We start from the raw sequence: 11,688 nt of genomic DNA, 5'->3' as shown, positions 1-11,688 counted from the left end.
ATCGGCGGCCGATGTCCTTGGGGGTCGGCGAGTCGAGCTTGCCGACCCCCACCAGCGTGGGGACAGACCGGCCGCTCGGGCACGTCGTAGCGGTCCGCTCCTTGATACGCCATGGGTTGCGCCGGATCAGCGTGTCATCCACGGCCGTGTTCATCAGGGGCCGAAGCAGTTGGTGGGCCTTGACCACGGTCGGCTCACCGCCGCGGGCGTCAATCGGTGACGTTGTCCTCCGGTGCTGACCGCGCGAGTTCGACGAGCGTGCCGAGCGCTTGGGAGAGGACATCCCGCTGGGGCGAGGCGAGGCCCAAGCGGATGGCGTTGGGGGCGTGGTTGCTGCCGATGGTGAACGCGGCTGCGGGCACGACCCCGATGCCGTGCCGGGCGGCGGTTGCGACGAAGGTGTCCGCGCGCCACGGCCGGGGGAGCTGCCACCAACAGTGGTAGGAGCACGGATCGCTCTGCACGGCGAAACCGGCAAGGTGCCGGGCCGCGATCTCCTGCCGTACGGCTGCTTCCCGCTGCTTGGCCTCGACCAGCTTCTTCACGGTGCCGTCCTGCTGCCAGCGGTGGGCGGCCTCCAGGGCGAACCGCATGGGGGCCCAGCCACCCGAGCGCAGGGTGGCGGCGATCTCTCCGGCCAGAGCGGCGGGCGCCACCGCGAAGCCGAGGGTCAGGCCGGGCGCGAGGCGCTTGCTCAGGCTGTCGATCAGCACGGTCTGCTCGGGCGCGTGGACGGCGAGCGGCGGCAGTTCGTCCCGCAGGAAGGCCCAGATGGTGTCCTCGACCGCGGGGATCCCGAGCCGCACCAGCACCTCGGCCAGCCGCTCGACGCGCTGGGTGGGCATGGTGAGCGAGAGCGGGTTGTGCAGCCTGGGCTGTACATAGACGGCGTGCAGGGGTGCGGCGGCGTGCGCCTCTTCAACAGCCTCCGGGATCAGGCCGGCCCCGTCCATGGCCAGGGGGACCAGAGTGATGCCGAGCCGGGCGGCGACGGCCTTGACGACGGGGTACGTCAGCTCTTCGACGCCGAGTCGCGCGCCGGGCGGCACCAGCGCGGTGACAACGGCCGAGATGGCCTGCCGCCCGTTGCCCGCGAACAGGATCCTCGAGGGGTCGGGGCGCCAGCCGCCTCGGGCGAGGATGTCGGCGGCGGACTCCTGGACGGCCGGAAGGCCTGAAACGCCGACCGGGCGCAGGGCGTGGCCGAGCGCGTCGGGCCGCAGCAGCCCGCCGAGCCCTTCGGCGAGGAGCGCGCTCTGCTCCGGTACGACCGGGTAGTTGAGCTCCAGATCGATCCGGCTGTCAGCCGGTTCGGTGAGCGCGGGAACGGACGTTCCGGACACCGCCGACACCGCCCGGACGAAGGTGCCCCGGCCGACCTCGCCGACCGTCAGCCCTCGGCGGGCCAGCTCCTGGTACACGCGCGTGGCCGTGGAGTTGGCGATGCTGTGCCGCCGCGCGAACTCGCGCTGCGGGGGGAGTCGGTCGCCCGGCCGGAGGGTGCCTGCTCTGATCTCTGCAGCCACGGTGTCGGCGACGCTCCGGTAGTCCTTCACGGTGTGTTCTCCCCTCGTGAGATGACCTCACCCGACCACACTATTGCACCGAGAGCAATGTAAATATTGCATCGAGTTATGCACTGCCATAAGCTCCGGGCATTGCACCGAGATGATGCGCCGGAACGGATACGGATACCGCCCGGCGCCACCGGGAAGGGATACTCATGGTTGAACTGAGCGGGATCCTCGGCGTGACGGTGGTGGCGCTCGGTATGGTGCTCACCCCCGGCCCGAACATGATCTATCTCGTCTCCCGCAGCATCACCCAGGGCAGGCGCGCCGGGATGATCTCCCTCGGCGGTGTGGCGCTGGGCTTCATGGTGTACCTGCTTGCCGCGAATCTGGGACTGTCAGTCGTCTTCACGGCAGTGCCGGAGCTGTACTTCGCGGTGAAACTGGCTGGCGCCGCCTACCTCGCCCACCTCGCCTGGAACGCCCTGAAGCCGGGCGGCATCTCTGTTTTCACCCCGCAGGACGTGCCGCACGACTCGCCGCGCAAGCTGTTCACGATGGGGCTGCTGACGAACCTGCTCAATCCGAAGATCGCCATCATGTACGTCTCGCTCATCCCTCAGTTCATCGACCTGGACAAGGGCCATGTACTCCTCCAGGGCCTCATCCTCGGCTCGGCCCAGATCGTGGTCAGCGTCGCGGTCAACCTCACCATCGTCCTCGCCGCCGGCACGATCGCAGTCTTCCTCTCCCGCCGCCCCTCCTGGCTCAGGGTGCAGCGCTACATGATGGGCACGGTGCTCGGCGCCCTCGCCATCAGCCTCGCCATCGACACGTCGGACCCGGCCAAGGCGAGTTGACGGTACGTCGGCGAGGCTGAAGGGCCGGTCGCGGAAGGGCCCCAGTGGCACCTCGCTCAGCCGCACCACCACAGGAAACGGGTGCAGGTCGGTGACGGGCTGGGCGCCGGGGGTGCCGGGGAGGACGGGGGTGAGTGGGTCATACGGGCCGGGGGCGGACTGTCCCCGGGGGTGGGGGCGCGGGTTGCACCCGTAGAGGAGGGGCCCCGGTCGGTGGGCGGGGGTGCGTCGTCCGAGGTGGGCGATTCGTCCGGCTCGCGGTCGGCATCCTCGGCCGGGGCGGCCGTACTCGGGCCGTCCGACGGCTGCGGGGCGGTGGGCTCCGTACGGTCCGAGGAGGGGCGCTCCGGAGACGGCTTCGAGGCCGGGGCCGGGGCCGGGGCGCGCCAGTAGCCCTCGGTGGCCAGCTCCGCCACGAACACCGCGGCGAGGACGGGGCCCAGCACCGCGGCCATGATCAGGACCCGGCGGCCGCGCCCCCGGCGGGCGCGGCGGCCGCGGCCGCGGAGCTTCGGCTTTCGGCGGGACGTGCGCGGATCGTTCATTTCGCCCGGCAGATTATGTGACCTGCGCAGAGCGCGGGAGCCGCCCGCTGTGAGGATCCTGTGCGGACAGCGGGCGGGTCCGGCGGGGTACGGCCCAGCTCAGCCCGCGAACGCCGGCTGCGCCAGCCCGCTCCCCGCATCCGGGATGACCAGCAGCGACCCTGCCAGCGGCGGGGCGGCGCCGAGGCCGACGCGGGCCGAGGACACGTACAGGTCGCTGAGGCCGGTACCGCCGAAGGCGCAGGCGGTGGGGCGGGGGAAGGGCAGCCGGATCACCCGATCGAGTGTGCCGTCCGGGGTGTAGCGGCGGATCGCAGCGCCGTCCCAGAGGGCGACCCAGACGCAGCCGTCGGCGTCCACGCACAGCCCGTCCGGGTAGCCCGCGCCGTCCTCGATGTGGGCGAGGGGGCGGCGGCCGGTGACGCCCTCGCCCGTCACGTCGAAGACGTCGATGCGGCGGGTCGGGGAGTCGACGTAGTACATGAGGCGGCCGTCCGGGCTCCAGCCGGTGCCGTTGCTGACCGCCACGTCCGGCAGGATCTCCGCCACGGCGCCGTCGGAGCCGATACGGGACAGGGTGCCGCCGCCCGCCGCCTCGTCGTAGCGCATGGTGCCCGCCCACAGCGAACCGTCCGGGGCGACGGCCGCGTCGTTGCCGCGGCGGCCGGGGACAGGGTCCCGGACGAGCCAGCGGAAGCCGTCCACGGCGGAGCCGTACAGCCCGATGCCGTCGCGCAGGTTGACCACAAGACCGCCGCCCGCCCGCGGCTTCGCCGCGCCGACGTGCTGCTCGGTGGCCATGGTGGTGTTCCGGCCGGTGGCCGGGTCGTGGGTGTGGACGCGGGCGGAGAGGATGTCCACCCAGATCAGCCGCCCGGCCGTCGCGTCCCAGGTCGGGCCCTCGCCCAGTTCGGCGGTCGCCCGGACCGCCACGTCCCATCCCCGCGCGCTCATATGCCGCGCCCCCTCCGGTGTCCCAGGCGGACGGACAACTCGCCCGCGCCCTTGGCCGCCAGTTCCTCCAGCTCCGCCTGGCGCTCCTCGCTCCAGCGGATCGTCGGCACCGAGATGGACAGCGCCGCCACCACCTTGCCCACCGAGTCCCGCACCGGTGCGGCCACACAGCTCACATCCGGGTTGGACTCCTGCCGCTCGACCGCGATGCCGCGCTCCCGCACGGTGGCCAGGTGGCGGTGCAGCTCGGCCGGGGACGTGATGCTGTTGTCCGTCATCGCGACCAGCGGCCGGTCCTCGGGGAACCGGGCGGTCAGCTCGTCCTCCGGGAGGGAGGCGAGCAGCATCTTGCCGACGGAGGTGCAGTGGGCGGGCAGCTTGCGGCCCGCGGCGGAGACCATGCGCACGGCGTGGGTCGAGTCGACCTTGGCGATGTAGATGACGTCCGTGCCCTCCAGAATGGCCACATGGACGGTCTCGTCGCAGGTCTCGGCGACGCTCCGGGCCACCTGCCGGCCCTCGGCGGCCAGGTCGAGCTGTTCCGCGTACCGGCTGCCGAGCTGGTACGGACGCACACCGAGCCGGTAGCGGCCGGGCTGGTCGGGCACGTGGACCAGATAGTGGCGGGCGGCCAGAGTGGTCACCAGCTCATGCACGGTGGTCCGGGGCAGCCCGAGGCGGCGGGTGATCTCGGGGGCGGAGAGTGTGCCGTCGCCGTCGAGGAACAGCTCGAGAATGTCCAGAGCCCGGGTCACCGCGGGCACGAGGCGTCCCATGTGGTTCGCCCACCCCTTCTGGTCCAGATGGCAAATGTTCGAGATCCCGGCCGGTGGCCGGTATCGCGAACACAGATTACGCGCAGGCCACTTCGCACGGCAATGGCTGCGTAAAGGCACTGGTGGTTACCGACCATACGGCGGCGGCGCCCCTGGACGGGACCGCACCCGGCGAGCGGGGCGAGACGGCGCCGAGCGCAGCTGCTGCCGTCGTCCGGGGAGCGGGTCCCGGATGAGGAACACGAACGGCCGGCGCGGCGGCTCACGCCCTGACCCTGTCCGATCCGTAGGCCACGATGGACACCATGGACTCCGCGCAAGACCCGTCACCCGACGCGTTCCCCACCCCCTTCCCCTTCGTCCTCGTACTGCTGCGCCGCATGGCCGACTACCAGCCGGGCATGGTCGAGGACGCGCTGCGCGACCTGGGCCACGGGCGTGCCGTGATGCGCGAGGCCAACCGCCGCTGGCAGGCGATGCAGCGCTCGCCGCGCCGGCGCCCCGCCGTCGCCCGCTACCGCTCGGTGCTGGGCCCGCCCGAGACCACCGCGCGGCGCCGCATCGGCGATCTGACGTGTGACGCGCTGAGCTGGCCGGTACCGCTGTGGCCGGATCTGCGGTTCGAGGTGCTGACCGCGCAGGGCGGGGCGGTGTGGAACGAGTGGCTGGTACGCGCCCCCGGCGCCCCCGCGCCCGCCCTGCGCACGGCCGCCGACCTCGCCCCCTGGTCCTGCACGGTGGACGACGTGGCGCGCGCCTTCCCGCCCGCCCGGCCGATGGAGGGCTCGGCGCCGACCCGCTCCCGGCTGGCCTTCGACGCCCCGGCCGCGGAAAGCGGTGAACTCCGCCACCACGTGGCGGAGTTCACCTGGGGACTGCTGCAGCGGGTGGAGGACGTCAGGCCAGCTTCGCCGTCAGCGTGATCTCCGTACCCGTGAGCGCCTGGCTCACCGGGCAGTTCTTCTTCGCGTCCTCGGCGGCCGCCGTGAACCCGGCCTCGTCAAGACCCTCGACCGTGCCCTCCACGGTGAGGTGGATACCGGTGATGCCGGTGCCCGGCTGGAACGTGACCTCGGCCTGGGTGGTGAGCTGGGTGGGCGGGTTACCGGCCTGGGTCAGGCCGTGCGACAGCGCCATGGAGAAGCAGCTGGAGTGGGCGGCGGCGATCAGCTCCTCGGGGCTGGTCTTGCCGTTCGCCTGCTCGGCACGCGACGGCCAGGAAACCGGCTGCTCGCCGATCCCGGACGAGTCGAAGGTGACCGTCCCCTTGCCCTCGGCCAGATTGCCCTGCCAGACGGTGTGCGCGGTACGCGTCGTAGCCATGCTCGCTGTTCCCTGCTTCCTCTGTTCGGTGGCGTACGGAACTTACGGGACCTGCTGCCCCGAGCCTACGTTCCACGCCACGACGGCCGGACGCCCGTGCTCGGTTCCCAGTCGACTGATGGTCGCGGTGTCCAGCCGGAAGAGCGCCCCCGCGGACGGCGGCAGGCCGAGTCGGCGGGCGGTGAGCACCCGCAGCACATGCCCGTGCGCCACCAGGACGACGTCGCCGCCGTCGGCGCCCAGCTCGGGCTCGATCCTGGCCAGCACCCGGTCGACCCGTGCCCCGATCTGCTCGGGCGTCTCCCCGGGGTGGTCGGCATCACCGGGGGCGACCCCGTCGCTCCACAGCTCCCAGTCGGGCCGCGTCTCGTGGATCTCGGCGGTGGTGACCCCCTCGTACCCCCCGTAATCCCATTCGCGCAGCTCAGCCACGGTGTGTACGTCGGTGAGCCCGGCAAGACGCGCGGTGCGCGCGGCCCGCCCGAGCGGGCTCACGAGCGTCAGCCCGATCTTCCGGCCCGCCAGCAGCGGCCGCAGCGCCCGGGCCTGCTCCTCACCGCGCGCCGTCAGCGGCAGATCGGTCCAGCTGGTGTGCTTCCCCGTACGGCTCCACTCGGTCTCGCCGTGCCGGATCAGGACCAGCTCAGCCACGGCCGTCGGAGGGCGCCGGAGTGGCGACAGAGGCGCGTACGGCGTCCATGTCGAGGTCCCGGGCCTGCCCGATGACGTCCTCCAGGGCCTGCTCGGGCAGGGCGCCGGGCTGGGAGAAGACGGCGATGTTGTCGCGGACGATCATCAGCGTGGGGATCGACTGGATGTCGAACGCGGCAGCCAGCTCGGGCTGCGCCTCGGTGTCGACCTTCGCGAAGATCAGGTCGGAGTGGCGCTCCGCGGACTTCTCGTACACCGGTGCGAACATCCGGCAGGGGCCGCACCAGGAGGCCCAGAAGTCGATCAGGACGAAATCGCTGCCCGAGACGATCTCGTCGAAGTTGTCCTTGGTGAGTTCCACAGTGCTCGTGCCCATGCGTCGGGAACCCCGAGCCCGCCCCCGGTATTCCGTTCCCCACCACCCCGCAGGTCAGCGGGGGTTTCTTTCCCCCGGACCCCGCCCCCGTGACCGCCGCTGACCGCCGCGCGCGGGCGAAGATCCGGCCCGGACAGGACGGAAGGGCACAGCCCGGCCCCGGGCCCGGGACCCGCCCCGGCTCCCCCCGTCGCGGCGACTGCCCCGCGGCGCCACGCACTCCGGATGCCGGCCCACTGCCCTGGGAAGCGGGGCCAGGCCCTGCGGAAGCAGCGCCGCGTGCGCGGAACCGGGGCCCGGGGCAGCGCCCCGGTTTCGGGAAGGGGCGGGACAGGGGAAAGACTCCATCCCGCACCCGCAGAACGGCACCCCACCGCAACCACTCCAGTGCTCAGCCCCCGTCCTGCCCGCCTGGGCGCAGCCCGCGAAAGCGGGGCACGGGGCGCAGCCCCGGTTTCGGGAAGGGGCGGGGTGGGGGAAAGCACACCCCACCCCTCATCGCAGGGGAACGCGAACCCGAAATCGTTACCTCGCCGACCTGCGGTTGTACCGAAGAACCGGGCAGGCGAGGGTTTGCGACGTTCCCGGCCTGCGGCACCGCCAGCGGGCCTCGGCGGGCCGGGGAAGCTCGTCCAGGTGTAGCCGGTCCCGGTGGGCTCGGTGTGGACGACGACCTCTCCGGCGTACGGGTCCACGATCGCGTAGACCGGGATGCCGTAGCGGCCGTACTTGGCGGTGCAACCTCTCCACGGACGATGCGATTGCAAGGCCAAGATCCCAGATCAACCACTGGACCAGCACTCAGCCGGAGGCAACCGGCCCGCGCCGCGCGTGCTCCAGGAATGCCTCAAGGGCGAGTTCGAAGGCCCGGTCCGTGCGGTTTTCACCGACTGCGGCCAGCGCGGATGCCAGGCGTGGAGTCCGGGTCGCATCGGCCACGTCCCACATGACCTCAGGAGCGGCGAGGTCCAGTGCGGAGCCCAGGACGACGTTCTCCAGTGCGATGACCACAGGCATGACATCGGGCAGCGGGAAGCCCGCGTCGATCAGCAGCGCCACGATCCGCTCGTACTGGTCCAGGACGCGGGGAGCTCGCACGGGGTTCGTCATCAGCAGGGGGACGGCGCGCGGGTGCGCGGCGAAGGCGGCCCGGTAGGAACGGGCCCAGGCGGCCAAGGCACTGTCCCACGGGCGCAGGTCGAGGGTGGCCGGGTCGATGGCTCCCGCCACCCGCTCCCGCAGGAGTTCGATGATGCCCTCCCGGCCGTCCACATGGTGGTACAGCGACCCCGTCTGCACACCGAGCCGCCGTGCGATCTGCGGCCCGCTGAACTCCCCTTGCTCATCGACGAGTTCGAGCGCCGCTGCGGCGATGCGCTGCCGGTCCAGCAGGCGCGTGCGCGGCCGTCCCATGTTCCGTGGCCCCCTTCAGGGTCTTCCCCAGCTCCTGAAGAGGAGGTTACATTACAGAAACCGAAAGCCTTTAGATTTACGGCGCCGCACACCCCGCATGCCCGTCCCCCCTCTTCCACTCCGGGTCAGAAGGGCTTTCCCATGTCCGTCACCACCTCAGGGCCCAGTACCGCCGAGGGCAACGCGACCCTGCGTCCGGGCACCCTGGGCACCGCAGACATCTCTTTCTTCGTCGTATCCGCCGCCGCCCCGCTCACCGTCATGGCCGCCGTCGCCCCGCTCGCGATCCTGTTCGGCGGGATCGGCGCCCCGGTCGGCTATCTGCTGACCGGCATCACCCTCGCCGTCTTCTCCGTCGGCTTCACCGCCATGAGCCGCCACATCCGCAACGGCGGCTCCTTCTACGCGTACGTCACCCGCGGGCTGGGGCGCAGCGCCGGCATCGGAGCCGCCCTGCTCGCCCTGGTCGGCTACAACGGCATGGAGATCGGCGCCTACGGGTTCCTCGGCAGTGGCACCCAGGACACCGTGCACGCCCTCTTCGGCATCGACATCCCGTGGCTGCCCGTGTCGCTCGCCGGACTGCTGCTCATCGGCTACGGCGGCTACCGGTCCATCGACTTCGGGGCGAAGGTCCTCGGTGTGCTGCTCGCCGCCGAGACCGCCGTTCTCGTGCTGCTCGCCGCCGGTGTGCTGTTCCAAGGCGGCGCGGAAGGGCTGTCCCTGCACTCCTTCGCGCCGGGCAACGTGCTGGTGCCGGGCACGGCCGCGGTCCTCGCCCTCGCGTTTGCCGCGTTCACCGGGTTCGAGTCGACCGTCCTGTACCGGCGCGAGGCCCGCGACCCCGCCCGCACCATCCCCCGTGCCACCTACATCGCCGTCGGCTTTCTCGGGCTGTTCTACGCGTTCATCGTCTGGACCGTGATCCAGGCCTTCGGCGACCAGCGGGTCGTGGCGGCCGCGGGCGCCGACCCCACCGGACTCTTCTTCACCGCCATGACGACGTACGTGGGCGCCTGGGCCGCCGACCTCATGCACATCCTGATCGTCACCAGCATCCTGGCCTCCCTGCTCTCCTTCCACAACGCCATCAACCGTTACGGTCTCGCCCTCGCCGAGGAAGGAATCCTCCCCCGGGTCTTCACCCGGGTCCATCCGCGCCACCACTCCCCCTATGTCGTCGGAATCGCCCAGACCATCCTGGGTGCCGTCGTGGTCCTGGCCTTCGCCGCAGCCGGCGCCGACCCGTACACGCACCTGCTGATCTGGGCCAACACCCCAGGAATGATCGGCCTGTTGACGCTGCAGCTGCTGGCCGCGCTCGCCGTCCCGATGTTCTTCCGGCGGATCCGCCACCAGGAGGGTGTCGTACGCACCGTGGTGGCCCCCGTCATCGCGGCGGTCCTGCTGAGCGCCGCCCTCGTCCTGGTGGTCACCCATATCGACCTGTTCACCGGAGCTTCCGCCACGGTCAACACCCTCCTCGTGGGCATCATCCCCGCCACCTTCCTCGCCGGACTCGTCCTCGCTCGCCGGCTGCGCACGCGGCGGCCCACCGTCTACGAGGGGTTCGCGGCCGAGCCGCCGGCCGAGTCCGACACCACGTCCGACAACGACGACGCCCAGCGCGTCTGAGCACCGCACCTGCCGAAGGAGCCGCCCATGCCCACTGCCGACCTCGTCATCACCGGCAGCGCCGTGCGCACCCTCGATCCCGCCCGTCCGCAGGCGACCACGGTCGCCGTCCAGGACGGCACGATCGTCGCCGTCGGCGAAGAAGACGTCGTACGCGACTGGCGGGGCAGCGGCACCGAGGTCGTCGACCTGGGCGGGGCATCCCTCGTGCCCGGACTCGTGGACGGTCACAGCCATGCCGTGTGGGGTCTGGACATGACGACAGGGCTCGACCTGTCGCAGGTCCGCGACACAGCCGGACTGCGTGCTGCACTCGTCTCCGCGGAGCGTATCGACGGCTGGATCATCGGCTACGGACTGGACTACAACGTCTTCCAAGGCGGCGCACCCGACCGGGCGTTGATCGAGGACGCCGTGGCGGGCGTCCCGGTCTTCCTGCGCATGTACGACGCCCACTCCGCCCTGGTCTCCGGTGCGGCGCTGAAGGCGGCCGGCGTCACGGGTCCGCGTACCTTCGCGCAGCGCGCCCGCATCGCGACCGACTCCGCGGGACGGCTCACGGGGCACCTGGTCGAACACGCCGCGATGACCCTCGTCGAATCCGTCATGCCGCGCGTGCCCTACCCGGAGCGGCGCGCGCGGCTGGTGGAGTTGCTGTCGGCGATGGCAGCCGGCGGCCTGACCGGCGCCCATGTCATGGACATAGGCGACCCCGAACTCCTCGACGCGGTGGCCCGCGAGACCGTCCTGCCGGTGCGGCTGCGCTTCTCGCCCTGGTGCATGCCCGGCGCGGACAAGGACTCCCTGGCCGAACTCGTCGCGCTCCAGGCGCGCGGCGGACGGCACTGGCGGATCGGCGGGGTGAAGTTCTTCATGGACGGCACCGTCGAAGGAGGCACCGCTTGGCTGGAGCACCCCGACTGCCACGGCCAGGGCACCGAGGCCTTCTGGCCCGACCCCGACGCCTACAGCGACGCCGTCCGCTTCCTGCACCGGGCCGGCGTGCCCACCGCGACCCACGCGATCGGCGACGCGGCGGTGCGCCACGTCCTGGACACCGTGGCCACGCTGGAGCCGGACGCCGGCCTCACCCACCGCATCGAGCACATCGAGTCCGTACCCGACGACAGCCTGCCACGCTTCGCCCGGCTCGGCGTCGCCGCCTCGATGCAGCCGCCGCACACCGCCTACACGCGGGCCGACCACGCCGACGAGTGGTCCAAGCGGCTCGGCGACACCCGTGCCACGCGGGCCTGGCGGACGCGTGACCTGCGGGACGCCGGCGCCGTCGTCGCGCTGGGCTCGGACTGGCCGATCGCCCACCACGACCCCCGGTCCGTACTGGCCACGGCACGCACTCCGCGCGGAGCGGCCGCCGCGCGCCCCGGACTCACCGGCCTGCAGGCACTGGAGGGCTGCACCAGCCACGCCGCCCGTGCCGCAGGAGAGTCGGACGTGTCGGGCCGGATCGCGGTCGGACTACGGGCCGACCTCACCGCTCTCGCCGTCGATCCGGTCACGGCACCCGCCGACGAGGTCGCCGACGCTCCGGTCCGGCTCACAGTCACCGGTGGGCACATCACCCACCGGGGCCCGTGACGGCTGCGCGAGCACCACGTACGTCAAGGGCCGAGCCCCCCGTCC

At 71.9% G+C, this 11,688-nt stretch carries 12 protein-coding genes; 4 read left to right on the top strand and 8 right to left on the bottom strand.

The window, feature by feature from the left end; all coding sequences use genetic code 11:
• Positions 1–209: 209 nt before the first annotated feature.
• Complete coding sequence (locus ACH4SI_RS33520) at positions 210–1,556, bottom strand: PLP-dependent aminotransferase family protein (RefSeq protein ID WP_398302431.1); 1,347 nt, start codon at positions 1,554–1,556, stop codon at positions 210–212.
• A 167-nt stretch (positions 1,557–1,723) separates the two neighbouring features.
• Between ACH4SI_RS33520 and ACH4SI_RS33515 the strand changes: the two genes are divergently transcribed.
• Positions 1,724–2,371, top strand: coding sequence for a LysE family translocator (locus ACH4SI_RS33515; RefSeq protein WP_398302429.1), 648 nt, complete (start codon positions 1,724–1,726; stop codon positions 2,369–2,371).
• A 56-nt stretch (positions 2,372–2,427) separates the two neighbouring features.
• On the opposite strand, the gene ACH4SI_RS33510 is transcribed toward ACH4SI_RS33515, so the two are convergent.
• From ACH4SI_RS33510 to ACH4SI_RS33500, 3 genes are all read right to left on the bottom strand, one after another.
• Positions 2,428–2,916 (bottom strand): hypothetical protein, encoded by a 489-nt coding sequence (locus ACH4SI_RS33510; RefSeq protein WP_398302427.1) that lies wholly within the window; start codon positions 2,914–2,916, stop codon positions 2,428–2,430.
• Positions 2,917–3,015: 99 nt separating this feature from the next.
• On the bottom strand, positions 3,016–3,870 hold the full coding sequence (locus ACH4SI_RS33505; protein ID WP_398302425.1) for an SMP-30/gluconolactonase/LRE family protein: 855 nt from the start codon (positions 3,868–3,870) through the stop codon (positions 3,016–3,018).
• Positions 3,867–4,646 carry an IclR family transcriptional regulator gene (locus ACH4SI_RS33500; protein ID WP_398302423.1) on the bottom strand — a complete coding sequence of 260 codons (780 nt, stop codon included), beginning with the start codon at positions 4,644–4,646 and terminating at the stop codon, positions 3,867–3,869. The genes ACH4SI_RS33505 and ACH4SI_RS33500 overlap by 4 nt, the downstream gene beginning before the upstream one ends.
• 305 nt (positions 4,647–4,951) lie before the next feature.
• Here ACH4SI_RS33500 and ACH4SI_RS33495 point away from each other — a divergent pair, with 305 nt between their 5' ends.
• Positions 4,952–5,569, top strand: coding sequence for a hypothetical protein (locus tag ACH4SI_RS33495; RefSeq protein ID WP_398302421.1), 618 nt, complete (start codon positions 4,952–4,954; stop codon positions 5,567–5,569).
• Here ACH4SI_RS33495 and ACH4SI_RS33490 read toward each other — a convergent pair.
• The 4 genes from ACH4SI_RS33490 to ACH4SI_RS33475 form a co-directional block, all read right to left on the bottom strand.
• Positions 5,544–5,969: an OsmC family protein gene (locus ACH4SI_RS33490; protein WP_123099646.1), complete on the bottom strand. Its 426-nt coding sequence runs from the start codon at positions 5,967–5,969 to the stop codon at positions 5,544–5,546. The genes ACH4SI_RS33495 and ACH4SI_RS33490 overlap by 26 nt on opposite strands.
• Positions 5,970–6,011: 42 nt before the next feature.
• Positions 6,012–6,620, bottom strand: a complete 609-nt coding sequence (locus ACH4SI_RS33485; RefSeq protein WP_398302418.1) for a histidine phosphatase family protein — start codon at positions 6,618–6,620, stop codon at positions 6,012–6,014.
• Positions 6,613–6,996 (bottom strand): thioredoxin, encoded by a 384-nt coding sequence (trxA, locus tag ACH4SI_RS33480; RefSeq protein ID WP_398302416.1) that lies wholly within the window; start codon positions 6,994–6,996, stop codon positions 6,613–6,615. The genes ACH4SI_RS33485 and trxA overlap by 8 nt, the downstream gene beginning before the upstream one ends.
• Positions 6,997–7,797: 801 nt before the next feature.
• A complete protein-coding gene (locus ACH4SI_RS33475) occupies positions 7,798–8,409 on the bottom strand; it encodes a TetR/AcrR family transcriptional regulator (RefSeq protein ID WP_398302414.1) in 612 nt (203 codons plus the stop codon).
• Between the two features lie 141 nt (positions 8,410–8,550).
• Between ACH4SI_RS33475 and ACH4SI_RS33470 the strand changes: the two genes are divergently transcribed.
• Positions 8,551–10,044, top strand: coding sequence for an APC family permease (locus ACH4SI_RS33470; protein ID WP_398302412.1), 1,494 nt, complete (start codon positions 8,551–8,553; stop codon positions 10,042–10,044).
• A gap of 27 nt (positions 10,045–10,071) precedes the next feature.
• On the top strand, positions 10,072–11,643 hold the full coding sequence (locus ACH4SI_RS33465) for an amidohydrolase (protein WP_398302410.1): 1,572 nt from the start codon (positions 10,072–10,074) through the stop codon (positions 11,641–11,643).
• Positions 11,644–11,688: the final 45 nt, after the last annotated feature.

Origin of the sequence: Streptomyces sp. NPDC021212 (assembly GCF_044332925.1) — a bacterium.
Taxonomy (GTDB): Bacteria; Actinomycetota; Actinomycetes; order Streptomycetales; family Streptomycetaceae; genus Streptomyces.
This window is presented reverse-complemented; position numbering and strand designations above follow the sequence as displayed.